The 23,562-nt window shown below is 68.6% G+C and carries 21 protein-coding genes; 13 read left to right on the top strand and 8 right to left on the bottom strand.

Annotated features, from left to right (window positions below):
• The first annotated feature begins 3 nt into the window (after nucleotides 1–3).
• The 4 genes from FIU83_RS06790 to nqrM all read left to right on the top strand — a co-directional run bounded on the left by FIU83_RS06790 (nucleotide 4) and on the right by nqrM (nucleotide 3,059).
• Nucleotides 4–672 (top strand): NADH:ubiquinone reductase (Na(+)-transporting) subunit D, encoded by a 669-nt coding sequence (locus tag FIU83_RS06790; protein ID WP_152483351.1) that lies wholly within the window; start codon nucleotides 4–6, stop codon nucleotides 670–672.
• A gap of 1 nt (nucleotide 673) precedes the next feature.
• Nucleotides 674–1,291 carry an NADH:ubiquinone reductase (Na(+)-transporting) subunit E gene (nqrE, locus tag FIU83_RS06795; protein WP_071945613.1) on the top strand — a complete coding sequence of 206 codons (618 nt, stop codon included), beginning with the start codon at nucleotides 674–676 and terminating at the stop codon, nucleotides 1,289–1,291.
• 69 nt (nucleotides 1,292–1,360) lie between these two features.
• Entirely contained in the window at nucleotides 1,361–2,593 is a 1,233-nt protein-coding gene (gene nqrF, locus FIU83_RS06800) for an NADH:ubiquinone reductase (Na(+)-transporting) subunit F (RefSeq protein WP_152483352.1), read from the top strand.
• Between the two features lie 211 nt (nucleotides 2,594–2,804).
• Complete coding sequence (gene nqrM / locus FIU83_RS06805; RefSeq protein ID WP_152483353.1) at nucleotides 2,805–3,059, top strand: (Na+)-NQR maturation NqrM; 255 nt, start codon at nucleotides 2,805–2,807, stop codon at nucleotides 3,057–3,059.
• 95 nt (nucleotides 3,060–3,154) lie between these two features.
• Here nqrM and FIU83_RS06810 read toward each other — a convergent pair whose 3' ends face one another.
• The 6 genes from FIU83_RS06810 to leuS form a co-directional block, all read right to left on the bottom strand.
• The gene (locus FIU83_RS06810; RefSeq protein ID WP_152483354.1) at nucleotides 3,155–3,595 is read right to left on the bottom strand and encodes a DUF488 domain-containing protein; all 441 of its coding nucleotides are present in this window, start codon (nucleotides 3,593–3,595) and stop codon (nucleotides 3,155–3,157) included.
• A gap of 27 nt (nucleotides 3,596–3,622) precedes the next feature.
• The gene (locus FIU83_RS06815) at nucleotides 3,623–4,603 is read right to left on the bottom strand and encodes a PA2778 family cysteine peptidase (protein WP_253939557.1); all 981 of its coding nucleotides are present in this window, start codon (nucleotides 4,601–4,603) and stop codon (nucleotides 3,623–3,625) included.
• A 12-nt stretch (nucleotides 4,604–4,615) separates the two neighbouring features.
• Nucleotides 4,616–5,011, bottom strand: a complete 396-nt coding sequence (locus FIU83_RS06820; RefSeq protein ID WP_152485280.1) for a PA2779 family protein — start codon at nucleotides 5,009–5,011, stop codon at nucleotides 4,616–4,618.
• Between the two features lie 373 nt (nucleotides 5,012–5,384).
• Nucleotides 5,385–6,440 (bottom strand): DNA polymerase III subunit delta, encoded by a 1,056-nt coding sequence (gene holA, locus FIU83_RS06825; RefSeq protein ID WP_152483355.1) that lies wholly within the window; start codon nucleotides 6,438–6,440, stop codon nucleotides 5,385–5,387.
• Nucleotides 6,441–6,538: 98 nt separating this feature from the next.
• A complete protein-coding gene (gene lptE, locus FIU83_RS06830; protein WP_152483356.1) occupies nucleotides 6,539–7,027 on the bottom strand; it encodes an LPS assembly lipoprotein LptE in 489 nt (162 codons plus the stop codon).
• Between the two features lie 38 nt (nucleotides 7,028–7,065).
• Complete coding sequence (gene leuS / locus FIU83_RS06835; protein WP_152483357.1) at nucleotides 7,066–9,648, bottom strand: leucine--tRNA ligase; 2,583 nt, start codon at nucleotides 9,646–9,648, stop codon at nucleotides 7,066–7,068.
• 228 nt (nucleotides 9,649–9,876) lie between these two features.
• Here leuS and FIU83_RS06840 point away from each other — a divergent pair, with 228 nt between their 5' ends.
• Nucleotides 9,877–10,392 (top strand): zinc ribbon-containing protein, encoded by a 516-nt coding sequence (locus FIU83_RS06840; RefSeq protein ID WP_152483358.1) that lies wholly within the window; start codon nucleotides 9,877–9,879, stop codon nucleotides 10,390–10,392.
• A 13-nt stretch (nucleotides 10,393–10,405) separates the two neighbouring features.
• Here the strand turns inward: FIU83_RS06840 and FIU83_RS06845 are convergent, their stop codons facing one another.
• Together FIU83_RS06845 and FIU83_RS06850 are read right to left on the bottom strand one after the other, a co-directional pair.
• Nucleotides 10,406–11,734 carry a hypothetical protein gene (locus FIU83_RS06845; RefSeq protein ID WP_253939558.1) on the bottom strand — a complete coding sequence of 443 codons (1,329 nt, stop codon included), beginning with the start codon at nucleotides 11,732–11,734 and terminating at the stop codon, nucleotides 10,406–10,408.
• Between the two features lie 92 nt (nucleotides 11,735–11,826).
• Nucleotides 11,827–12,720, bottom strand: a complete 894-nt coding sequence (locus FIU83_RS06850) for a LysR family transcriptional regulator (protein ID WP_152483359.1) — start codon at nucleotides 12,718–12,720, stop codon at nucleotides 11,827–11,829.
• Nucleotides 12,721–12,907: 187 nt separating this feature from the next.
• Between FIU83_RS06850 and leuC the strand changes: the two genes are divergently transcribed.
• The 8 genes from leuC (at nucleotide 12,908) to trpB (ending at nucleotide 23,556) form a co-directional block, all read left to right on the top strand.
• The gene (gene leuC, locus FIU83_RS06855) at nucleotides 12,908–14,353 is read left to right on the top strand and encodes a 3-isopropylmalate dehydratase large subunit (RefSeq protein WP_152483360.1); all 1,446 of its coding nucleotides are present in this window, start codon (nucleotides 12,908–12,910) and stop codon (nucleotides 14,351–14,353) included.
• A gap of 3 nt (nucleotides 14,354–14,356) precedes the next feature.
• Nucleotides 14,357–15,010, top strand: a complete 654-nt coding sequence (leuD, locus tag FIU83_RS06860; protein WP_152483361.1) for a 3-isopropylmalate dehydratase small subunit — start codon at nucleotides 14,357–14,359, stop codon at nucleotides 15,008–15,010.
• Between the two features lie 187 nt (nucleotides 15,011–15,197).
• Nucleotides 15,198–16,277 carry a 3-isopropylmalate dehydrogenase gene (leuB, locus tag FIU83_RS06865; protein WP_152483362.1) on the top strand — a complete coding sequence of 360 codons (1,080 nt, stop codon included), beginning with the start codon at nucleotides 15,198–15,200 and terminating at the stop codon, nucleotides 16,275–16,277.
• Between the two features lie 190 nt (nucleotides 16,278–16,467).
• Nucleotides 16,468–17,580 carry an aspartate-semialdehyde dehydrogenase gene (gene asd, locus FIU83_RS06870; protein ID WP_152483363.1) on the top strand — a complete coding sequence of 371 codons (1,113 nt, stop codon included), beginning with the start codon at nucleotides 16,468–16,470 and terminating at the stop codon, nucleotides 17,578–17,580.
• Nucleotides 17,581–17,844: 264 nt separating this feature from the next.
• The gene (locus FIU83_RS06875; protein ID WP_172976044.1) at nucleotides 17,845–20,505 is read left to right on the top strand and encodes a FimV family protein; all 2,661 of its coding nucleotides are present in this window, start codon (nucleotides 17,845–17,847) and stop codon (nucleotides 20,503–20,505) included.
• A 6-nt stretch (nucleotides 20,506–20,511) separates the two neighbouring features.
• On the top strand, nucleotides 20,512–21,432 hold the full coding sequence (gene truA, locus FIU83_RS06880) for a tRNA pseudouridine(38-40) synthase TruA (RefSeq protein ID WP_152483365.1): 921 nt from the start codon (nucleotides 20,512–20,514) through the stop codon (nucleotides 21,430–21,432).
• Between the two features lie 214 nt (nucleotides 21,433–21,646).
• On the top strand, nucleotides 21,647–22,282 hold the full coding sequence (locus FIU83_RS06885) for a phosphoribosylanthranilate isomerase (protein WP_152483366.1): 636 nt from the start codon (nucleotides 21,647–21,649) through the stop codon (nucleotides 22,280–22,282).
• Between the two features lie 59 nt (nucleotides 22,283–22,341).
• A complete protein-coding gene (gene trpB, locus FIU83_RS06890) occupies nucleotides 22,342–23,556 on the top strand; it encodes a tryptophan synthase subunit beta (RefSeq protein WP_152483367.1) in 1,215 nt (404 codons plus the stop codon).
• The last annotated feature ends 6 nt before the right edge of the window (nucleotides 23,557–23,562 follow it).

A 23,562-nucleotide genomic window follows, 5' to 3' on the forward strand; every position in this document is an offset into this window, starting at 1 on the left:
TTCATGTCTGCCCCGACTGCCAAGGGCGTCCTGACGACGCCCATCTTCAAGAACAACCCCATCGCCCTGCAGATCCTGGGGATCTGTTCGGCGCTGGCGGTGACCAGCAGCATGAGCGTGTCGCTGGTCATGTCCATGGCGGTGATCTTCGTCACCTCGCTGTCGAACCTGTTCGTCTCGCTGCTGCGCCACCAGATCCCGTCGGCCATCCGCATCATTGTGCAGATGACCATCATCGCCTCGCTGGTCATCGTGGTGGACCAGATCCTCAAGGCCTACGCCTATGAGATGTCGAAGCAGCTCTCGGTCTTCGTCGGCCTGATCATCACCAACTGCATCGTGATGGGGCGCGCCGAAGGCTTCGCCATGCAGAACCCGCCGATGCTGAGCTTCCTCGACGGCATCGGCAACGGCCTCGGCTACGGCTTCATCCTGATGGTGGTGAGCTTCTTCCGCGAGCTGCTTGGCTCCGGCAGCGTGTTCGGCTTCACCGTGCTCGAAACCGTGCAGAACGGCGGCTGGTACGTGCCCAACGGCCTGCTGCTGCTGCCGCCCTCGGCGTTCTTCATCATCGGCCTGATCATCTGGGTGCTGCGCGCCTTCAACCCGGAACAGGTCGAGGAGAACGAGTTCACCATGAAGGCCAACACCCAGCCGAAGGAGGCCGTGTAACATGGAACATTATCTCAGCCTGTTCGTCGCCTCGGTCTTCGTCGAGAACATGGCCCTGGCCTTCTTCCTGGGCATGTGTACCTTCCTGGCGGTGTCCAAGAAGGTCTCCTCGGCCATCGGCCTGGGCATCGCGGTCATCGTGGTGCTGACCGTCACCGTACCGGTGAACAACCTGGTCTACACCTTCCTGCTCAAGGAAGGGGCGCTGACCTGGACCGGCATCAGCGGCGCCGAGAACATCGATCTCTCCTTCCTGGGTCTGCTCTCCTACATCGGCGTCATCGCCGCCCTGGTGCAGATCATGGAGATGTTCCTCGACAAGTACGTGCCGGCGCTCTACAACGCCCTGGGCGTCTTCCTGCCGCTGATCACCGTGAACTGCGCGATCCTCGGCGGCGTGCTGTTCATGGTCGAGCGTAGCTACAACTTCGGCGAATCCGTGGTCTACGGCCTGGGCGCAGGTACCGGCTGGGCGCTGGCGATCACGGCCCTGGCCGGGATCCGCGAGAAGCTCAAGTACAGCGACGTGCCGGCCTCGCTCCAGGGTCTGGGCATCACCTTCATCACGGTGGGCCTGATGTCGCTGGGCTTCATGTCCTTCTCGGGCATCCAGCTCTAAGACGGCTCGTTCCTGCCGGCGGCGTCCGCGCCGCCGGTGACCAGGCAACGCAAGCAATAGGAAACCGACATGGTTGATACATCAGTCATCTTGCTGGGTGTGGTCATGTTCACCGTGATCATCATCGGTCTGACCGCGGTGATCCTGGCCGCACGCAGCAAGCTCGTCAGCACCGGGGACGTGACCATCGAGGTCAACGGCGACCCCGAGCACACCCTGACCACCCAGGCCGGCGGCAAGCTGCTCAATACCCTCGCCGCCAACGGCATCTTCCTCTCCTCCGCCTGCGGTGGCGGTGGCTCCTGCGCCCAGTGCAAGTGCCGGGTCGAGGAGGGCGGGGGCTCCATCCTGCCCACCGAGGAGTCGCACTTCACCCTGCGCGAGAAGAAGGAAGGCTGGCGCCTCTCCTGCCAGGTGCCCGTGAAGCAGGACATGAAGATCGAGGTGCCCGAGGAGGTCTTCGGCGTCAAGCAGTGGGAATGCGAGGTCATCGAGAACCCCAACGTGGCGACCTTCATCAAGGAGCTCAACCTCAAGCTTCCGGAAGGCGAAGAAGTGGCCTTCCGCGCCGGCGGCTACGTGCAGCTGGTGGCGCCGCCCTACGACATCAAGTTCTCCGACTTCGATATCGAGGAGGAGTATCGCGGCGACTGGGAGAAGTTCGGCCTGTTCGACATCTCCCACAAGAACAGCGAGGAGATCATCCGCGCCTACTCCATGGCGAACTACCCGGAAGAGAAGGGTATCCTCAAGTTCAACATCCGTATCGCCACGCCGCCGCCCAACTCCAGCCATCCGCCGGGCCTGATGTCCACCTACGTCTTCTCCCTGAAGCCGGGTGACAAGGTCACCGTGATGGGGCCTTTCGGCGAGTTCTTCGCCAAGGACACCGATGCCGAGATGATCTTCATCGGCGGCGGTGCGGGCATGGCACCGATGCGCAGCCACATCTTCGATCAGCTCAAGCGTCTTAATAGCGATCGCAAGATCAGCTTCTGGTACGGCGCGCGCTCCTGGCGCGAGACCTTCTACAACGAGGAGTACGACCAGCTGGCGGAGGAGTTCCCGAACTTCGAGTGGCACCTGGCGCTCTCCGACCCGCAGCCGGAGGACAACTGGGAGGGGCCGACCGGCTTCATCCACAATGTCCTCTACGAGAACTACCTCAAGGACCATCCGGCCCCCGAGGACTGCGAGTACTACATGTGCGGGCCGCCCATGATGAACGCCTCGGTGATCAAGCTGCTCGTCGACATGGGCGTCGAACCCGAGAACATCCTGCTGGACGACTTCGGCGGCTGATCTCGCTCGACAGCGGCATCCCGGGCCGGCCGAGAGGCCGGCCCCTTTGCATCGGGGCCTGCGCGATCAGCGCCCCGCTTCTGCCGCCCGACATGACGATCGGCCTCGGTCGTCATCTCAGGCATCAGAAGACTAACGCCATGGACCTCAAGCGGTCTCATGCTGTCACATATGGCAAGCCCAGCTCTTTTCGCACTCTAGGAGACACGACATGACCCTTTTCCTGGTGGTATTCGCCTTCATGCTGCTGATCGTCGCCGCGATGGCCGTCGGCGTGATCATGGGGCGCAAACCCATCGCCGGTACCTGTGGCGGCCTCAACCAGCTCGGGCTCAAGGAAGGGTGCGACGTCTGTGGCGGCAAGGACGAGGTCTGCGAGGAGGAGAATCGCAAGCGCGGCAGCGCCCGCCGCCGCAGCGACGAGAGCCGCGGCGCCGACCTAGGGTACGACGCGACCCGGCGTTAACGGCGTCGACGGGCAAGCAGTAAGCAATAAGGCTCAAGGGCGCTGCCGCCCTTGAGCCTTTTTTTGGTGCTGCAGTTGAGCAGGAACTGGGCGCGTTATGCCTCGGGGGCCTGCCCGTCCCTGAGTCGATGGGCCAAACAGGGCGGCGAGGCCGGTTCCCTGTCCTCGGCGTCTTCGTCATGCAGTGCCTGCAGGATCGCCTCGCGCAGGATCGGCAGGTGTGAGGCGTCCAAGTGGCGCGCCGCCGAGAGCAGCGTGAGGCGCCCGTGACGGGCGTGGCGCATCAGGGGCAGCAGGTTCTCCGGCGAGTCCCTGAGCTCGCCCCGGTAGCGGGCGGCGAATACCTCCGCGCTGATCGCCTCTTGGTGAAACTGCCGGCGCAGGGCCGGCGAGGGGGAGGCATCCCGGTACCAGTCGGTCAAGGCGAGGCCTTCGCGGCGCTTGCCACGGGGCCAGAGCCGGTCGACCAGCACCCGGGCGCCGTCCTCGTCGTCGACCTCCTGATAGATGCGCTTGAGCACGATGTCGTAGTTCATGGTCAGTTTCTCTCGATCAGCTCGGCGTCAGCCGGCCCGCCGCGGCAGGTCCGCGAGGGCCTCCTGCGCCTGTGCCTGCCAGGGGCCGGGGAGGTCGGCGGCCCGCTCGAGGGCGGCTCGCGCCTCGTCGGCGCTACCCTGGCCGCGGTGCAGCAGTCCCAGGTTGAGCCAGGCCACGGCCAGCTCGGGATCCGCCTCCACGGCGTCCGCGAAGGCCTCGCGGGCGCCATCGGCGTCGCCGGCCGCATGGCGGGCACTGCCCAGGGCGAAATGGCCCATGGCCAGGTCTGGGTGGTGCTCCACCAGTGCCGTCCAGGCGGGCAGCGAGGCCGATACCCCCTGGACGCGCTCGAAGTCGGCGATGGCGTCCAGTGCCGCCCGGCCGTCGCCGGTGGCCGGCAGCTGGCCTGGCGGCAGGGCGATGAAGGCCCAGCGCTCGCTGCGGGCCCAGGTGGCATCGAAGCGCTTGAAGGACTCGAGGCGCTCGGGCTCCATGCCACTGTGCAGCGTCAGGGTCTTCTCGCCACGGTCGAAGCCGATGGCCACGGCGTAGTGCCAGACCGGCCAGGCCGGCAGCGAGAGGTTCTGCATCACCACCACCGGGTGGCCGGCATTGATCTCGGTGAGCAGGGCATCGAGGCTGCCGTCGATCCGGAAGGGAATGCGCCCCTGGCGGCGCACGGTGCCCAGCATCTCGGGCTGGACGCTGCCCTCCCGGCCGGGCAGGAAGACCTGGGGGATCAGGGTGTCGACCGTCACCGGCACGCCGGCGGCGTTGAGCACCATGGCCAGTGACGCGGGGCCGCACTGGTAGTCGCGCTGCCCATGGAAGGGCACCTCCTCGAGGAGAGCCTGACGGGGCAGGTGTTGCCGGGTGGATTCCGCCAGCTGCGGCGTGGAGGCGCAGCCGCTTACCACGAGCATCAGCATGACCAACGCGAGAACGCCCGCGAGGCGGGCGTTCTGATGGGAGGCGCTGGCACGGTGGCGGTCAGGGCATGCCATCATGCGGGTTCTCACTCAGCGCGTGAACGGGAAGACGTTGGTCAGCCCGAGGATATCGGTCACCAGCAGGATCACGAAGACGGCGAACAGGGCGCCGACCACGCTGGCCCCGGCGGGGAGCTGCTCGAGCTGGTCGGCCATCTGGGCGGCTTCCGCATCGGAGAGCGCGGCCACGCGGGCCTGGACCTCGGCGGGATCGACGCCCTGGGCGACCAGTTGCTCCTGAACGTCGTCGCGGGCGAGGACGGCCTGGATGCGTTCGCGGTCGCTCTGCGAGCGCTCGGCGCTCAGGACGTCCTGAGTGGTGACGAGCTGGCTGCCCGGGTTCGCCGGTGCGGCGGCCACCGGCAGGCTGCCCAGCACCAGGGCGACGATCAGCAGCGGGCTCAGGTAACGGCAGATCTTCTTCATCATCTCGGTGTTCCTTCTTCTTGGGGTTGGCTTCCGGCTCCAGGCTCCGTCAGCGCTGCGTCCTTGCAGCCCGGCAGAGTGCGATGCCCGTCCAGTATAGGACGAAATGATGTGAATTTTCATGCCTTTGTCGCGCCCCTGTGGGGGCTCCCCACGAATGAGGTGACGATATCGACATGTTCGAAGGTGGTGGTGCCTCATGCGAGCACGGTGCCGCGCCCTTGGGGTCTGACCCCGCTACTGCGTGTTCCACCAATCTTTTAAGATAACTGAGAAATCAACAGCATGGGGGTCAGACCCCAAGGGCTACGTCGAGCCCTCGGGCGTCCAGCGGGACAGGAGCTCTCAGGGGCTGATCCACGGGGCCGTGCCATCAGCCGACGCGGTAGGAGGAGGGCAGCTCGGCCAGCAGGCCCCGCCCGCCGGCCAGCGTCAGCGCCAGGTCGTGCAGGCCGTCCCACAGCGGCACGCGGCTGCCGCCCTTGATGGCGAGGTCCAGGCGCTGGGCGAAGAGCAGCAGCTTGTGCAGCCGCTTCAATGGCAGCCGGGCGATGGCCTGCTGGTAGGCGGGGCGGCGTTTCTCGAAGATCGGCGGTTTCTGGGCCTTGCAGGCGTGCTCCAGGCTCTGGCCCTGGTCCAGATGCTGGTGCAGGGAGAGCAGGATGCGCAGCTCCCGGGCCAGGGCCCACAGCACGATGGGCGCCTCGACGCCCTCGCCGCGCAGGCCGGCCACGATGCGGGAGACCCGGGCGCGCTCGCCCTTCAGGCAGGCGTCCATCAGGGTGAAGACGTCGTAGCGGGCGCTGTCCTCGACGCCGCCGGCCACCTCGCGGGGGCCGACGCGGGCGCCCGGCGGCAGCAGCAGGGCGAGCTTCTGCAGCTCCTGGTCGGCGGCCAGCAGGTTGCCCTCGGTGCGCTCGCCGAGCAGGCGGGCGGCATCGAGGTCCAGCGTGAGGCCGTGGCGACCGGCCCGGTCGCGCAGCCAGTAGCCCAGTCGCGAGGCGTCCACGGGCCAGACCGGGACGAAGAGCCCGGCCTTGTCCAGCGCCTTGAACCAGGCGCTCTTCTGCTCGCGATAGTCGAGCTTGCCGGTGGAAAGCAGCAGGATATCGTCGCCGCTCAGGGTCTCGGCGTACTCGCGCAGCGCCTTGCCGCCCTCCTGGCCCGGCTTGCTGCTGCCCAGGCGCACCTCGATGAGTCGGCGCGTGGCGAACAGCGACAGGCTGGCGGCCGCCTCGGTCAGCCGGCCCCAGGCGAAGTTGGCCTCGACGTGCAGGACCTCCCGCTCCTCGACCCCCGCCTGGCGGGCCGCATGGCGCACGGCGTCGCAGGCCTCCATGTGCTGCAGCGGCTCGTCGCCGGCGACGATCACCACCGGCGGCAGCTTCTTGGCCAGCGCGCCCTCGAGCTTGTCGGGGAAGACTTTCATGGATGTCTCTTCACAGGCCCTTGGGGTCAGACCCCAAAGGAGGCTTTAGGGTCAGACCCTTAAGGATGCTTTGGGGTCTGACCCCGCCGGCGTTTGCGTCATTCGCCCAGGGCGCGGAGGCGGTTCAGCAGCTGCCGGGTCGCCTCGCCACGCAGCCGCTCGCGCACGGCCTCGCGCTCGACGTCCTGGGACAGCAACTCGTCGTCGTTGACCGTCAGCCGTTCGCTGACGGACAGGCGCTGCTGATCGAGCAGGTAGGCACCGTCGACGCGGCGCTGGACCGAGAAGGGGACCTCCAGGGTCATCTCCAGCTCGCGCGGCCCGCTTTCGAGCCCGCCCAGGCGCCGCTCGCTGAAGGCCTCGTTGCCGAGGGTGAGCACCCGCGGGGCGTCGTCATGCAACCGGGTGCCGGCACCTTCGAGGCGCCGGGTGACCAGGCGACGAAGCGCGGTCTCCGGCCCCGCCAGGGCCAGGGCGTCGAGGCTCACCAGTGGCTGGTCGTAGCCGCGCAGGCGAAAGCCGCAACCGGCAATCGCCAGGGAGGCGCCGGCGGCGAGGCCGAGGCGCAGGAGGTGTCGGCGCTGCATGGGTCAGTCTCCCGTCTGGCGCAATGAGGGGTGGGCGATCAGCCCACCACGATGTTGACGAGCTTGCCCGGCACCACGATCACCTTGCGCACGCTCTTGCCCTCGAGGTGTCGCTGGACGTTCTCGGCGGCCAGCGCCTGGGCCTCGATGGCGGACTTGTCCGCGGCGGCCTCGACGTCGATGCGCGCGCGCAGCTTGCCGTTGACCTGCACCACCAGCTCGATGCTGTCCCGGGCCAGGGCGGCTTCGTCCACCTGGGGCCAGGCGGCGTCGATCGCCGGCTCGTCGTGGCCGAGTTCCGCCCACAGGGCGTGGCAGGCGTGGGGCGTGATCGGGGCCAGCAGCAGCACGCAGGCCTCCACCGCCTCGCGAGCCACGGCGAGTCCTTGCGGCGTGGTGTCGTCGAACTTCGAGAGGGCGTTGGTCAGCTCCATCACCGCGGCGATGGCGGTGTTGAAGGTGGTGCGACGGCCGATGTCGTCGCCGGCCTTCTTGATGGTCTCGTGGGTCTTGCGGCGCAGGTCGCGCTGGTCGTCGCTGAGTGCCTTGACCTCGAGGGCGCCTGGGGTGCCGGCCGCGAGGTGCTCGCTGACCAGGCGCCACAGGCGCTTGAGGAAGCGGCTGGCCCCCTCGACGCCGGAGTCGGACCACTCCAGGGACTGCTCGGGCGGGGCGGCGAACATCATGAACAGGCGCACGGTATCGGCGCCGAAGCGATCGATCATCGACTGCGGGTCGACGCCGTTGTTCTTGGACTTGGACATCTTTTCGATGCCGCCCATCTCCACCGGCGCGCCGTCCGTCGTCAGCACGGCGCTGACCGGGCGGCCCTTGTCGTCGCGCTTGACCTCGACGTCGGCCGGATTGAACCACTCCTTGCCGCCGTTCTCGGTGGGGCGATAGAAGGTCTCGGCGATCACCATGCCCTGGGTGAGCAGGCGCTGGAAGGGCTCGTCGGTCTCGACCATGCCGAAGTCGCGCATCAGCTTGTTGAAGAAGCGCGCATAGAGCAGGTGCAGGATGGCGTGCTCGATGCCGCCGATGTAGAGGTCCACCGGCAGCCAGTAGTTGGCGCGCTCGTCGAGCATCGCCTCGGGGTTGTCGGCGCAGCAGAAGCGCGCGAAGTACCAGGAGGACTCCATGAAGGTGTCGAAGGTGTCGGTCTCGCGGGTCCAGCCGTCGCCCAGGTCGGAGAACTCGGGCATGCGCTTGAGCGGCGAGCCGGTGGCGTCGACGGTGACCTCCATGGGCAGCGCGACCGGCAGCTCCTCGTCGCTGAGCGGCACGGTCTGGCCCTCGGGGCCGTACTTGACCGGGATCGGCGCGCCCCAGTAGCGCTGGCGGGCCACGCCCCAGTCGCGCAGGCGGAAGTTGGTCTTGACCTCGCCACGGCCGAGCTCGGCGAGGCGCTTCGCGATGGCCTCGAAGGCGGCGTCGAAGTCCAGGCCGTCGAACTCGCCGGAGTGGATCAGGGTGCCGGTGTCGTCGTGGGCCCCCGCGGTGAGATCCGGGGCCTCGCCGTTAGCGTCGGCGATCACCGCCTCGATGGGCAGGCCGTACTTGGTGGCGAATTCCCAGTCGCGCTGGTCGTGGCCGGGCACCGCCATCACCGCGCCGGTGCCGTACTCCATGAGCACGAAGTTGGCCACAAAGACCGGCACCTCGCGGCCGGTGAGGGGATGCACGGCCCGGTGGCCGGTCGGCATGCCCTTCTTCTCCATGGTGGCGAGCTCGGCCTCGGAGGTGCCACCGTGGGCGCACTCCTCGACGAAGGCAGCGAGTTCGCTATTTCCCTCGGCGGCGGCCTTGGCCAGCGGGTGGCCGGCGGCCACGGCGACGTAGGTCACGCCCATCAGGGTGTCGGGACGGGTGGTGTAGACCGACAGCGGCTCGGCGCCTTCGCCGTCTTCCGCCTTGATATCGAACGTCAGCTCCACGCCGCGCGACTTGCCGATCCAGTTGCGCTGCATGGTCTTGACCTGCTCGGGCCAGTCGATCTTGTCCAGGTCGGCCAGCAGCTCCTCGGCGTAGTCGGTGATCTTGAGGAACCAGAGCGGGATCTCCTTGCGCTCCACCAGCGCGCCGGAGCGCCAGCCGCGCCCCTCGATCACCTGCTCGTTGGCGAGCACGGTCTGGTCGACCGGGTCCCAGTTGACCGTGGACATCTTCTTGTAGACCAGGCCCTTCTCGACCAGCTTGGTGAAGAACCACTGCTCCCAGCGGTAGTAGTCGACGTCGCAGGTGGCGAACTCGCGGCTCCAGTCGTAGGCGAAGCCCAGCGCCTTCAGCTGGCGGCGCATGTAATCGATGTTGTCGTAGGTCCACTGGCCCGGCGGCACCCGGTTCTGGATAGCGGCGTTCTCGGCCGGCATGCCGAAGGCGTCCCAGCCCATGGGCTGCATGACGTTCTTGCCCTGCATGCGCTGATAGCGGGAGACCACGTCGCCGATGGTGTAGTTGCGCACATGCCCCATGTGTAGCTTGCCGCTGGGGTAGGGGAACATCGACAGGCAGTAGAACTTCTCGCGGTCAGGGTCTTCGACCGCCTTGAAGCACTGGTTCTCGTCCCAGAACTGCTGGGCGTCGCGTTCGGTCTCGTGGGGCTTGTACTGTGCGTCCATCGCTCTCTTCGGATACCTTGCAAGTCGAGTGCAGCGCCTCGGCGCCGCGGGTGTCAGCGGTCCTTGCCCGGGATCAAGGTTGAGCGCCGAGGCGGCGCGAAACCATTGAATTACCGGCGGGATGTCGTCTAAATGGAATAACTGGTCAACCGTTAGGATACCCCAGCACGGCGGGCGGCGGCTATGGGCAGCGCCGCCCAGGTCCCGCCGCGACATAAGGAGAGCACCATGAGCGAGCAACGGGATTCGCATCACGACCACCGCCTGCGCGAGGGCTACGAGCGCATGCTCGAGCGGCTGCGCGAGGGTGCCGATGAGCTCACTTGGGAGAACCTGCAGCAGGAACTCGACGATGCGGTAGAGTTCGAGGCCGAACTCGAGGAGTTCACCAAGGACGAGCTCTCGCTGCTGCGCGCCTGGGTCGAGCGCGACCTCAAGGAGATGCGCCGCTACCTGGGCGCCGGCGGCGAGAGCGTGGCTACCTGGCTCGGCATCGATCTGTCCATGCTGTCGCGCAAGGTGGTCGACTCGCTGCTCTCCATCGCCGATCGCAGCGTGACCGAGCGCGAGCGCCTCGAGGAGGACCTGGAGGCGGCCCGCGCCGACTACAGCGCCGGCGAGATCGCCGCTCCCGGGCGCATGGCCTGCGTGCACTGCGACGCCATCGTCGAGCTCGAGGGGGTCACCCGGATCGAGCCCTGCCACCAGTGCGGCCACCGCTACTTCGTGCGCGCGCCGAAGTAGTCCGCCGGGCCGCCTAGCGCAGGGCCTCCAGCACCAGGATCGCGACCAGGACCAGCCCGGTCAGGGTCGCGGCGTACCCCAGGTTCTGGCGCATCAGGCCGGTGGCGCTGACCCCGTAGCGCCCCTGCAGCGAGAGGTTGATCCCCGACAGCGGCCCGACGCTGGTGCCCACCGCCCAGGAGGCGAGGGCGACGAAGGCGAACAGGGTCTGGTCCGGGGCATCGAGGTCGAGCATCGAGGCGAGTACCGAGACGCCGATGATCGGGTGCAGGCCGGCCACGGCGCTGGCCACGATGACCAGGAAGCTGGCCATCGCCTGCGCCGGGCCGAAGCGGGTGAACAGGGTCCAGTCGCTGTCGGTGGCGGCGTCGATGAAGGTCGAGAGTCCCACGGTCAGCAGGCCCGCGCAGAGGAACAGCGAGATCTCGCCGCGCATCGCCGGCAGCCGGGTGATGGCGTGCTGGTGGACCCGGCGGCGTGTCCAGCGAAGGCCCCGGGGCAGGTTGGCGAGCAGCGCCATGCCCGGCATCAGGAAGGTGATGATGCTGACGATGGAGAGCTTGGGCGTCAGGACGAAGTGGAAGAGCATCACGGCCGCCGCCATGCTCACCGGCATCAGCAGGCTGCGTGGCGAGAGCGAGAAGCCGGCGGTGTCGGCGAGATCGAAGCGCTGTGAGAGCTCGCCCACCGTCAGCAGCCCCGCGGCCAGGGCCAGCGGCAGGCCGGCGGCAAGCACAGTGGCGTAGTGCATCTCGGGAGCCAGGGTCATCACCACCCCCATGGAGGCGAAGAAGGGCGACCAGAGGGCGGCGCTGGAGAGCCCGCGATTGAGGCCCAGCAGCTGGGGAGTGGTGAGCGGGCCTCGCCGCTCCAGGCGATCGCCGACCATGAAGACCGTGGAGAGGTTGAGGATCGAGCCGAGCAGGTGAACGCCGAGCCAGGTGGCGAGCACGCCCCGGGCGCCGGTCAGGGCCTTGCCCGGCGAGCGAGGACGGCCACGCAGATTGCCGATCAGGCCGATGAAGCTGACCCCCACCAGCATCGCGACCACGAAGGTGTTGCCGTCGAGGATGCCCGGCCAGTCGACCCTGGCCCCCTGCCATGCCTGGGCCAGCACCAGCAGCGTCAGGCCGATCACGGCCAGCAGGCCCGCCTGGCGACGCGTGCGTTGGGGCAGGTCCTTCCACAAGAGTGCCGTCGCCAGCCACAGGCAGTAGCCCACCAGGTGCTCCCATGTCACGAGCCCGGTAAACGTTAGGATCTGCGTCACCAGGCCGGCGAGAATCAGGCCGCCGGCCAGGGCGTGGCGCGGCACCAGGGGAGGGGGAGTGTGGGCGGGCACAGCGAATATCCGTGGCAAATGGTGAGCAGTCTAAACAATTCGCCGCCGGGCTGTCTCGGGCCCGGCGGCGGGCATCTGGACGGCGTCCGGCCTCAGCCCCACGCCCGGGCGGCCGGCTCCCGGGCCTCGTCGAGCTGTGCGAGCATCGCCCGGGCGGCATTGGAGCGGGTGCGGCTGCGGTGGACGAGATAGCCCAGCGGGCGATGGATCGGCGGATGGTCCACCGCCAGCTCGTGCAGCTCGCCCGCCACCAGGCGCTCGGGCAGCAGGCTCCAGCCCAGGCCGATGGCGGTCATCATCTTCAGGGTCTCCAGGTAGTTGGTGGAGAGTGCCACGGGAAGCGTTAGGCCGGCCGAGGCGAAGCGCGACTCGATCAGGCTGCGGGTGAAGGTCAGCGGCCCCGGCAGCACCGCATCGAAGGCGCAGAGCTCGTGGAGTCCCAGCCGGCCGTGCTCGGCCAGGGGATGGTCCGGGGCGCAGACGAAGCAGAGCCGGTCGATCCATACCGGCACCGCCTCGAGCTGTGGGTCCGGGTGGGGGGCGAGGGTCACCACCGCGAGCTCCAGTTCGCCGTCCAGTACCCCCTGGTAGGCCTGCTCGGAGTCCAGGAAGTGCAGGTCGAGGCGCACGTCCGGGTGCTGGCCGGTATAGGCCTTGAGCAGCGGCGGCAGCCGATGCAGACCGATATGGTGGCTGGTGGCCAGGGTGAGGCTGCCGGCCACGCTGTCTTCGAGGTTGCCCAGGGCCCGGCGGCTGTCGTCGACCATCACCAGGATCTGCCGGGCCCGGGGGAGCAGCACCCGGCCGGCCTCGGTGAGGCTCACGCGACGGCCGATGCGATCGAAGAGGCGGGCGTCGATCTGCCCCTCCAGCACCGCGATCCGCTTGCTCACCGCCGGCTGGGTGAGGTGCAGCTGCTCGGCGGCCCGCGAGAAGCTGCCGCTGTCCGCCACCGCGAGAAAGGCCTGCAGGCTCTGGGTATCCACGCCGGGTCTCCTAAGCATCCATTGGGGTCAGACCCCACGGTAAACTTTGGGGTCTGACCCCGAAGGAAGGATAAATTCCTGTATGGAATCCAATCCATAAATAACATGAATTGCTTTTATGAGCGAGTGGCAGGACACTACCCTCGAGACCGGACAAGTGAGGGCCCGAGAGCCCGGGAGAAACGACATGGCAGGCCAGACACTCTACGACAAGCTGTGGTCGCAGCACCTCGTCAAGGAGCGCGATGACGGCACCGCGCTGATCTATATCGACCGCCAGCTGCTCCACGAGGTGACCTCGCCTCAGGCCTTCGAGGGGCTGCGCCTGGCGGGCCGCCGGCCGTGGCGCCTCGACGCCAACCTGGCGACCCCGGATCACAACGTGCCCACCACCGTGAAGGAGCGGGCCGAGGGCAACGCCGGCATCAAGGACCCGGTGTCGCTGATCCAGGTGCAGACCCTCGACGACAACTGCGTCGAGTTCGGCATCGAGGAGTTCAAGATCAACGACCCGCGCCAGGGCATCGTCCACGTGGTGGGTCCGGAGCAGGGTGCGACCCTGCCCGGCATGACCGTGGTCTGCGGCGACTCCCACACCGCCACCCACGGCGCCTTCGCGGCGCTGGCCCACGGCATCGGCACCTCCGAGGTGGAGCACGTGCTCGCCACCCAGTGCCTGCTGGCGCAGAAGATGAAGAACATGCAGGTGCGCGTCGAGGGCCGCCTCGGCACCGGCGTCACCGCCAAGGACGTCGTGCTGGCGATCATCGGCCGCATCGGCACCGCGGGCGGCACCGGCTACGCCATCGAGTTCGCCGGCAGCGCCATCGAGGAGCTCTCCATGGAAGGCCGCATGACCGTGTGCAACATGGCCATCGAGGCGGGCGCCCGGGTCGGCCTGATCGCCGTGGATGACACCACCATCGACTACCTGCGCGATCGCCACTACGCCCCGTCGGGCGAGCAGTGGGAGGCCGCCGTGGCCGACTGGCGACAGCTCGTCTCCGACGATGACGCCGCCTTCGACACCGTGGTGACCCTGGACGCCGCCGAGATCGAGCCGCAGGTCTCCTGGGGCACCAGCCCCGAGATGGTGACCGGCATCTCCGGCGAGGTCCCCGACCCCGCCGAGGCCGCCGACGAGACCACCCAGCGCGGCTACACCCGGGCGCTGGAGTACATGGGGCTCGCGCCGAAGCAGAAGATCACCGACATCCGTCTCGACAAGGTGTTCATCGGCTCCTGCACTAACTCGCGCATCGAGGACCTGCGCGAGGCGGCCAGGGTGGCGCGCGGCAAGAAGGTGGCCGACTCCATCAAGCTCGCCATGATCGTGCCGGGCTCGGGCCTGGTGAAGCGCCAGGCCGAGGCCGAGGGACTCGACAAGGTCTTCATCGAGGCGGGCTTCGAGTGGCGCGAGCCCGGCTGCTCCATGTGCCTGGCCATGAACGCCGACAAGCTCGGCGCCGGCGAGCACTGCGCCTCCACCTCGAATCGCAACTTCGAGGGGCGCCAGGGCTTCGGCGGGCGCACCCACCTCGTCAGCCCGGCCATGGCGGCGGCCGCGGCGATCGCCGGTCACTTCGTCGACGTCCGCCGGGTCGACGCCTCACCCGTTGCCCAGGAGGCCTGAGCCATGAACAAGTTTGAACGCGCCGAGGGCCTCGTGGCCCCGCTCGATCGGGCCAATGTCGACACCGACCTGATCATTCCCAAGCAGTTTTTGAAGTCGATCAAGCGCACCGGCTTCGGCGTCAACCTCTTCGACGAGCTGCGCTATCTCGACGAGGGCCAGCCGGGTCAGGACGTCGCCCACCGCCCGATCAACCCGGACTTCGTTCTCAATCAGCCGCGCTACCAGGGTGCCAGCGTGCTGCTGGCGCGGCGCAACTTCGGCTGCGGCAGCTCCCGCGAGCACGCGCCCTGGGCGCTCGAGGACTACGGCTTCCGGGTGGTGATTGCCCCGAGCTTCGCCGATATCTTCTACAACAACGCCTTCAAGAATGGCCTGCTCCTGGTGACCCTGCCGGAGGAGACCGTAGACCGTCTGTTCGCCGAGGTCGAGGCCAAGGAGGGCTACCGGCTCGACGTGGACCTCGAACATCAGCGGGTGATCACCCCCGCCGGCGAGATCCTCGAGTTCGAGGTCGACGCCTTCCGCAAGCAGTGCCTGCTGGAAGGCCTGGACGATATCGGCATCACCCTGAAGGACGAGGAGGCCATCCGCGCCTTCGAGGAGAAGCACCGCGCCGCGCGTCCCTGGCTGTTCCGCGACTCCGCGCGAGCCTGACACTTTCCTGCTGCATCTAGCCCGGCAACGGGGCTGATCCGGCGGCAGGCCTGCGGAGGGCCGCCCCACGATGAGGCGCTGTGAACCCATCCCTGGGCGCTACCGACGCCATCCCTGGCGTAGGACCTCCTCTTCGGCCTGCCGCCGGCGCCCCTCGGCCCGGTGATAGTCGAACAAGGACCACGTAATGACACAGAAGATTCTGATCCTCCCGGGTGACGGCATCGGCCCCGAGATCACCGCCCAGGCCAGTCGCATCCTGGCCGCCTGTCAGGCCCGCGGCCTGGACGTCGAGGTGGAGGAGGGGCTCTTGGGCGGTGCCGCCTATGACGCCCACGGCGAACCGCTGCCCGCCGAGACCCTGGAGAAGGCCAAGGCGGCCCGGGCCATCCTGCTCGGCGCCGTGGGGGGGCCCAAGTGGGACAAGCTCGAGGACCTCAGCAAGCGCCCCGAGAAGGGCCTGCTCGGCGTGCGCAAGCAGCTCGGCCTGTTCGGCAACCTGCGCCCGGCCATCACTTACCCCCAGCTGGCCGCCGCCTCCAGCCTCAAGCCCGAGCTGGTCGCCGGCCTCGACATCATGATCGTGCGCGAGCTCACCGGCGGCATCTACTTCGGTCAGCCCCGCGGCATCGAGGAGCGCAACGGCGAGCGGGTGGGCTTCAACACCTACGTCTACAGCGAGAGCGAGATCGAGCGCATCGGCCGGGTGGCCTTCGAGATGGCCCAGAAGCGTGGCAAGCGGCTGTGCAGCGTCGACAAGGCCAACGTGCTGGAGGCCACCATCCTCTGGCGCGAGGTGATGGAGCGCCTGGCGCCGGAATATCCGGACGTCGAGCTCTCACACATGTACGTCGACAACGCCGCCATGCAGCTGGTGCGCGCGCCCAAGCAGTTCGATGTCGTGGTCACCGGCAACATGTTCGGCGACATCCTCTCCGACGCCGCCGCCATGCTGACCGGCTCCATCGGCATGCTACCCTCCGCCTCCCTCAACGAGAGCGGCCAGGGCATGTACGAGCCCTGCCACGGCAGCGCGCCGGATATCGCCGGCCAGGGCATCGCCAACCCGCTGGCGACCATCCTCTCGGTGGCCATGATGCTGCGCTACTCGCTGGACGCGCCGGCGCTGGCCGCGCGCATCGAGACCGCCGTGGGCAAGGTGCTGGACGAGGGGCTGCGCACCGCCGACATCGCCGCCGAGGGGACTCGCACCGTCTCCACCGCCGAGATGGGCGACGCCGTGCTCGCCGCCTTCGAGGCCCTCTAGCGGCAGAATGGGCAGAATGGGGTCAGACCCTTAAGCAGGCTTTGGCATGAAATGCCAAAGCCTGCTTAAGGGTCTGACCCCTGTGCCTTTTTAAGGGTCTGACCCCAAGTTCGCTTAAAGCCGGCCCGCCTGCCAGGCGAGGCCGGCTCGTGTATAGTATTTCGCACATTCGATTGCTGGAGGACTTCACATGTTGAAAGTCGGTTTTGTCGGTTGGCGTGGCATGGTCGGTTCCGTGCTGATGCAGCGGATGCTCGATGACGGCGACTTCAAGGGCATCGAGCCGGTCTTCTTCACCACCTCCCAGGTCGGCCAGGCCGGTCCCGATGTCGGCGTCGACGTGCCGCCGCTCAAGGATGCCTTCGACCTCGAGGCCCTCAAGGCGCTGGACGTGGTCGTGACCTGCCAGGGCGGCGAGTACACCGAGAAGGTCTACGCCGACCTGCGCCAGGGCGGCTGGAAGGGCTACTGGATCGACGCCGCCAGCACCCTGCGCATGACCGACGAGGCGACCATCGTCCTCGATCCGGTCAACCGCGGCGTCATCGACGCCCAGCTGGCCAAGGGTTCCAAGACCTTCGTCGGCGGCAACTGTACCGTCAGCCTGATGCTGATGGGCCTGGGCGGACTCTTCGAGGCCGACCTGATCGAGTGGATGACCTCCATGACCTATCAGGCCGCGTCCGGCTCCGGCGCCAAGCACATGCGCGAGCTGCTCAACCAGATGGGCGGCCTGCGCGACAGCGTGGCCGGCGAGCTCGCCGACCCGGCCAGCGCCATCCTGGATATCGACCGCAAGGTCACCGCGGCCATGCGCTCGGGCGACTTCCCCACCGACAACTTCGGTGCTCCGCTGGCCGGCAGCCTCCTGCCCTGGATCGACAAGCCGATGGAGAACGGCCAGAGCAAGGAGGAGTGGAAGGGCTCCGTGGAGACCAACAAGATCCTCGGGCTCGACGAGCGCCCGATTCCCATCGACGGCCTCTGCGTGCGCATCGGCGCGATGCGCTCCCACAGCCAGGCCTTCACCATCAAGCTCAAGAAGGACGTGCCGATCGACGAGATCGAGGATCGACTGGCGCGCCATAACGAGTGGGTCAAGGTCATCGCCAACGACAAGGACGCGACCATCGACGGCCTGACGCCGGCGGCCGCGACCGGCACCCTGACCGTGCCCGTCGGTCGCCTGCGCAAGCTGGCCATGGGGGGCGAGTACCTCTCCGCCTTCAGCGTCGGCGACCAGCTGCTGTGGGGCGCCGCCGAACCGCTCAAGCGCATGCTGAAGATCCTGCGCGAGCAGTAAGGCACGGCCTCGGCGGCGGGCGGCCACCGTCACGCCGGCCATGTGCGGGGCGTCTCCTCAGGAGGCGCCCCGCCTTTCGTTGGTGGCGACGATTCGCGGCGCCCATGATCCATGTCGTATGTTGCAGAGTATGGGATTCGTTGAGGTGCCGTGATGGCGCGCCATTGAGCGGAATGTGTTACACAGACATCGATGCCACTAAGCATATATGACCAGCCCGTCGCCCGGCTCGAGGCGTCGGCAGCAACGACGCAAGGGACCCCCATGAAACGCAAGCTGACACTCGCCATGCTGCTTTCGCTCTCCACCGCCAGTCCCCTGGCGTTGGCCCTAGGCCTGGGGGAGGCCGAGGTCAATTCGACGCTCAGTGCGCCGCTGCGGGCCAGCATCCCCCTGACCGACAGTGCCGGCCTGCAGCCCGGGCTGCTCAATGTTTCCGTGGCGGACGCCGAGGCCTTCGCGGCCGCCGGCCTTCCGCGCACGCCGCTGGCGGCCAGCGTCAAGATGGCGGTGACGAGGCGCCAGGGCCGCCTGATGCTCGACCTGACCACCGAGCGCGCCGTGCGCGAGCCCTGGGTCGACCTGCTGCTGCGGTTCGATTGGCCTGGGGGTCGTCAGCTGCGGGAGGTGACCCTGCTGCTTGATCCAGCGGACTACGAGCGACTGCCGGCCCTGGTCGCGGCCCCCACGGCGGCGCCGGCGGTGTCGCGAGAGCCCTCCACGCCTCGGGCATCGGACGCCACGCCGCGCCCGGTGGCCCGTCCCCCGGCCGCAGCCGAGGCGGGCGCTCCCGCCTGGGTGCGTCCCGGCGATACGCTGTGGTCCGTGGCCGGCCGGCTGCGCCCGGACAGCGGCATCAGCATCGACCAGATGATGGTCGCCCTGGTCGAGGCCAACCCGGAGGCTTTCCCCTCCGGCAATATCAACGCCATGCGCGCCGGCTTCACCCTGGTGGTGCCGCCCCGCGAGGCCATCGCGGCACGTTCCGCCACTCGGGCCGATGAGCTCGTCCAGGCCATGAACCAGGCCTGGGCCAATCGGGGCGGCGGCGCTCCGGCGAGGGTGCCCCTGGGCGATGCCGAGTCGGCGGCGGCCGTGGCCAGCGCCGGGGTCGAGACCGGGGCCGAGGCGTCAGCGCCCGAAGGCGAGGTATCCGGGGTGGCGTCGACGGCCGAGGCCGGCGAGCCTGACGGCGAGGGCGGCCAGCGACTGACGCTCCTGAGCGACGCCGATCTCGCCGCCGAGGGTGGGCCCGCCTCGGCGGAAGCGGCCGAAGGGGAAGCGGCCGAAGGGGAAGTGGACGTGGCTGCCGTCTCGGCACGGGAAGCGGGCGATGCGCCGGCGCTCGCCCTCTCGCCGGCGGAGCGGGGCGAGGGACAGGCCATCGACCCCGACGTGCTGGCGATGATCCAGGGCGGCGGCGAGCTGACCGAGGACCAGCGCCTGCTGCGCCTCGAGGCGCGCTGGCAGCAGAGCCAGGAGGACCTGGAGGCGGTGCGCAGCGAACGGGATGCCCTGCAGGCGGCGCTCGGCGATCTGCGCGAGGAGGTGGAGGCCATGCGCGAGCAGCTGGCGAGCCTCGCCGCCGGCGGCAACGGCGCGGATGCCGCCGGGACGGGCGGCGTGGTGGCGCCGGGCAGCGCATCCTCACAGACCCCGCCGACCCCCTGGTGGGGTGCCCTCTATCAGGGCGCCATGGATCGCCCCCTGATGCTGGGCGGTGCCGGCCTGGCGGCCCTGCTGGCGCTCTGGGCCCTGGTGCGCCGTCGGCGGCGCGAAGAGCCGGCGCCGGTCTTCAATGAGGCGCGTCCGGTGGATCCCGCGACCAGCCGTGTGGTGATGCCCGGCGCCGATGGTCGCGTCGTCGACGAGACGCCCGCCGCCGGGCGCGAGGAGCCGCCAAGGACTTCGGCGCGTGCCTCCATGCCCGAAGCCGAGGCCATCAACGAGGTAGATATCTTCATCGCCTATGGGCGTTATGACCAGGCGCGCGAGCTGCTCGAGGCGAGCCTGGTTCGCGAGCCCGGTCGCGACGATCTGAGGCTCAAGCTGCTGCGGGTGCAGCTGGAGCAGGGCGATCGCGGCGCCGCGGCGCGCCAGGCGGAGCAGCTGCGCGCCGGCGGGGATCCCGATGTCCAGGCCGACGTGGCCGCGCTCATGCAGCGTCACGCGGTACACGCCGCCTCCGCCGCGCCCGAGCGGGCCGTGTTTCCCGAGGCTGACGAGCAACAGCCGCGTCATTTCGATGAGCCTGACGCCCCGGACGAGGAGGGGGTGACCGGCGATGCGGAAGAGGCGGCGTCGCCTGCTTCCACGCCGGCCGCCGGCGACGAACCGCGCCACGACGACAGGGCGGCCGATTCTCAGGCTGCCTATCGTCGGCCCGAGCTGGCTGCCCCCGCCGAGTCGGAGCCCGCTGCCGCGACCTCCGATACCGGCGAGTCCGTCGAGGCCCACGAGGCGTCGGCAGAACCCGACGAATCCGCGCCCGCGTCGTCCCTCGCCGCGGTGCCGCTCGAGACCGTGAAGACCGAAGAGGGGCGCGATATCATCGACTATCGCCCCCCCTCCCTGGAGGCGACGCCCGAGCCGCGGGAAGAGACGCCCATGCAGCCCAGCGTGGACTTCACGCCGTCCGGCTTCGGCGGGGATGAGGCGCCCTCGGCCACGCTGGGGGGGCGTGATGAGCGCACCCTGTCCGAGGAGTGGGACGTCGAGGAGGTGGCCTTCCCGCCGCTGTCACGCGATAATGCCCACTTTTCCGCGGCGGCCTCCCCGGCGTCGACACTCGCCGAGGCGCAGCACCTGTTCGATGCCGGCGAGCGCGCCCAGGCCCGAGCGCTGCTCGAGAGCCTGATCGACGAGACCGATGACTCGGATGCCCGGCAGGAGGCCCGCGAACTGCTGGATCAACACCTGCCATGAGGCCGCATGACCCTTTTCAGATCCCTCGATGAACGTCACTCCCTGAGCGGCCGCCTGGCCATGGCGGTAGAGTACGACGGCAGCGACTACTGCGGCTGGCAGCGCCTCAAGCACGCTCCCTCCGTCCAGGGGGCCGTCGAGGCCGCGCTCTCGAAGGTGGCGGCCGGGCAGGCGATTACCGTGCACTGCAGCGGGCGGACCGACTCCGGCGTCCACGCGACCCGCCAGGTCATCCACTTCGATCCCCCGGTCCCTCGTTCGGAGAAGGCCTGGGTGTTCGGTGCCAATGCCAACCTCCCGCGCGACGTCGCGGTGCGCTGGGTTAAGCCGGTCGCCGATGACTTCCATGCCCGCTTCAAGGCCCTGGCCCGGCGCTACCGCTATGTGATCCTCAACCAGCCGAGCCGGCCGGTGCTGGAGCGCGCCAACGCCACCTGGTGTCGCGACCCCCTGGACGCCGACGCCATGCACCGGGCCGCCCAGGCGCTGGTGGGCGAGCACGACTTCTCGAGCTTCCGTGCGGCCGGCTGCCAGTCGAAGACGCCCTGGCGCCACCTCCACTTCATCGAGGTGCATCGCCACGGCCCCCTGGTGGTCGTCGACGTCCAGGGCAACGCCTTCCTGCACCACATGATCCGCAATATCGTGGGGGCGCTGGTCACGGTGGGGCGGGGCGAGCGGGGCGACGACTACCTGGCCGAGCTCATGGCTCTGAAGGACCGTTCCCTGGCCGATGTGACCGCGCCCGCCTGCGGCCTGCACTTCGTCGACTCCCTCTACGACGAGCGCTGGGGCCTGCCCCGTGAGCCGCTGGGCCCCAACCTGCTCGCCTTCCTCGGCGAGTGGACCGGCGAGCGGACCCTGCCCGATTGCCCGATGGTCGAATTTCGTCGTGGCCGTCCGGTGGCGGCAGGAGAGCACGCCTGATGCCTTCGGTATCACGCATGATTGGTAAGCGGCGAGCGTAGCCCTTGGGGTCTGACCCCCAGGCGTTGAGTGCTCAGTCATCTCGGTGTGTTGACGCAATAGGCAGCAGCGGGGTCAGACCCCAAGGGCGCGGCACCGTGCCGTCACGTAAATTCTGGGGAGGCCCTGGGGCTACGCCGAGCTCTTGGACCCACCATCAGCAAAGGTTTCTCTAATGGCGCTTCGCACCCGTATCAAGTTCTGTGGCCTGACCCGCGAGGCGGACGTCGACGCCGCCGTGGCCGCCGGCGCGGACGCCCTCGGCTTCGTGCTCTGGCCGGGCAGCAAGCGCGCCATCGACGAACAGCGGCTCGCCGAGCTGAGTGCCCGGGTGCCGGCTTTCGTCACCCGGGTGGGGCTCTTCGTCGACCCGGCACCCTCCCTGGTCGAGCGCTGTGCGCCGCACCTGGATCTGCTGCAGTTCCACGGTGACGAGACTCCGTCCGCCTGCGAGGCGGCCGGGCGCCCCTGGATCAAGGCCCTGCGCATGCGCGAGGGCCTCGACCTGCCCGCCGTCGCCGCGGCCTATGACGGTGCCCGGGCGCTGCTGCTCGACGCCTATCGGCCCGGCGTGCCGGGCGGCACGGGGGAGACCTTCGACTGGTCGCGAATCCCCGCAAGCCTGGCAAAACCTGTTATCCTCGCCGGAGGCCTGACGCCGGACAATGTCGGCGCGGCGATCGCGGCCGTCGGTCCCTTCGCGGTGGATGTCTCTGGCGGCATCGAGAGCGCGCCCGGCGTCAAGGACGCCACCCGCATGGCGGCCTTCCTGCACGCCGTGCGCCGGGCCGACGAGCGGCGCGCTCGCTGAGCCCGCGGCGTCTCCGTTCCCCCTTCACCCCCTTCTGGCGACCCTGTGAGGTGTCTTTCGTGAGCAAGTTCAGTGACCTGACCCGACTGCCGGATGCCCGCGGCCATTTTGGCACCTACGGCGGCCGGTTCGTCTCGGAGACCCTGAGCTTCGCCCTGGACGAGCTGGAGAAGACCTACCTGAGTCTTCGTGACGACCCGGACTTCCAGGCGGAATTCGACTACGACCTGGCGCACTACGTGGGCCGCCCGTCACCGCTCTATCATGCCGAGCGATGGTCGAAGCAGCTCGGTGGGGCGCAGATCTGGCTCAAGCGCGAGGACCTCAACCACACCGGCGCCCACAAGGTGAACAACACCATCGGTCAGGCGCTGCTGGCCAAGAAGAGCGGCAAGCCGCGGGTGATCGCCGAGACCGGCGCCGGCCAGCACGGCGTGGCCACCGCCACCGTGGCGGCGCGCCTGGGCCTGACGTGCGACGTCTACATGGGCGCCGCGGATGTCGAGCGCCAGAAGCTCAACGTCTACCGCATGCGCCTGCTCGGCGCCAACGTCATCCCGGTGGAGTCCGGCACCCGCACCCTCAAGGACGCCATGAACGAGGCGCTGCGCGACTGGGTGACCAACGTCGACAACACCTTCTACATCATCGGCACCGTGGCGGGACCGCACCCCTATCCGATGCTGGTGCGCGACTTCAACGCCGTCGCCGGCCGCGAGGCGCGCCGCCAGTCGTTCGAGGAGTTCGGCAAGCTGCCCGATGCGCTGATCGCCTGCGTCGGCGGTGGCTCCAACGCCATGGGCCTCTTCTACCCGTTCGTCGAGGACGATGACGTCGTCATGTACGGCGTCGAGGCCGGCGGCGACGGCGTCGAGACCGGGCGCCACGCCGCGCCCCTGGCGTCGGGTGCCCCACGCGGCGTGCTGCACGGCAATCGCACCTACCTGATGTCCGACGAAGGCGGCCAGGTCTCCGATACCCACTCGGTCTCCGCGGGCCTGGACTATCCGGGCGTCGGCCCCGAACACGCCCTGTGGAAGGACGTCGGGCGGGTCCACTACGTGGCCGCCAACGACAGCGACGTGCTCGAGGCGTTTCGCGAGCTGACCCATGTCGAGGGCATCATGCCGGCGCTCGAGTCCGCTCACGCCCTGGCCTACGCCAAGGTGCTGGCGCCGACCCTGCGCCCCGACCAGAACATCGTGATCAACCTCTCCGGGCGTGGTGACAAGGACATCATGACGGTGGCGAAGATCGACGGAATCGAATTCTAGATGACG

It is taken from the genome of Halomonas sp. THAF5a (assembly GCF_009363755.1).
GTDB lineage: Bacteria > Pseudomonadota > Gammaproteobacteria > Pseudomonadales > Halomonadaceae > Halomonas.

Bases quoted from the DNA above. Each gene is read 5' to 3' on its own strand.
- FIU83_RS06790 (WP_152483351.1), top strand. From the start codon at position 4: ATGTCTGCCCCGACTGCCAAGGGCGTCCTGACGACGCCCATCTTCAAG.
- nqrE (WP_071945613.1), top strand. From the start codon at position 674: ATGGAACATTATCTCAGCCTGTTCGTCGCCTCGGTCTTCGTCGAGAAC.
- nqrF (WP_152483352.1), top strand. From the start codon at position 1,361: ATGGTTGATACATCAGTCATCTTGCTGGGTGTGGTCATGTTCACCGTG.
- nqrM (WP_152483353.1), top strand. From the start codon at position 2,805: ATGACCCTTTTCCTGGTGGTATTCGCCTTCATGCTGCTGATCGTCGCC.
- FIU83_RS06810 (WP_152483354.1), bottom strand. From the start codon at position 3,595: ATGAACTACGACATCGTGCTCAAGCGCATCTATCAGGAGGTCGACGAC.
- FIU83_RS06815 (WP_253939557.1), bottom strand. From the start codon at position 4,603: ATGATGGCATGCCCTGACCGCCACCGTGCCAGCGCCTCCCATCAGAAC.
- FIU83_RS06820 (WP_152485280.1), bottom strand. From the start codon at position 5,011: ATGAAGAAGATCTGCCGTTACCTGAGCCCGCTGCTGATCGTCGCCCTG.
- holA (WP_152483355.1), bottom strand. From the start codon at position 6,440: ATGAAAGTCTTCCCCGACAAGCTCGAGGGCGCGCTGGCCAAGAAGCTG.
- lptE (WP_152483356.1), bottom strand. From the start codon at position 7,027: ATGCAGCGCCGACACCTCCTGCGCCTCGGCCTCGCCGCCGGCGCCTCC.
- leuS (WP_152483357.1), bottom strand. From the start codon at position 9,648: ATGGACGCACAGTACAAGCCCCACGAGACCGAACGCGACGCCCAGCAG.
- FIU83_RS06840 (WP_152483358.1), top strand. From the start codon at position 9,877: ATGAGCGAGCAACGGGATTCGCATCACGACCACCGCCTGCGCGAGGGC.
- leuC (WP_152483360.1), top strand. From the start codon at position 12,908: ATGGCAGGCCAGACACTCTACGACAAGCTGTGGTCGCAGCACCTCGTC.
- leuD (WP_152483361.1), top strand. From the start codon at position 14,357: ATGAACAAGTTTGAACGCGCCGAGGGCCTCGTGGCCCCGCTCGATCGG.
- leuB (WP_152483362.1), top strand. From the start codon at position 15,198: ATGACACAGAAGATTCTGATCCTCCCGGGTGACGGCATCGGCCCCGAG.
- asd (WP_152483363.1), top strand. From the start codon at position 16,468: ATGTTGAAAGTCGGTTTTGTCGGTTGGCGTGGCATGGTCGGTTCCGTG.
- FIU83_RS06875 (WP_172976044.1), top strand. From the start codon at position 17,845: ATGAAACGCAAGCTGACACTCGCCATGCTGCTTTCGCTCTCCACCGCC.
- truA (WP_152483365.1), top strand. From the start codon at position 20,512: ATGACCCTTTTCAGATCCCTCGATGAACGTCACTCCCTGAGCGGCCGC.
- FIU83_RS06885 (WP_152483366.1), top strand. From the start codon at position 21,647: ATGGCGCTTCGCACCCGTATCAAGTTCTGTGGCCTGACCCGCGAGGCG.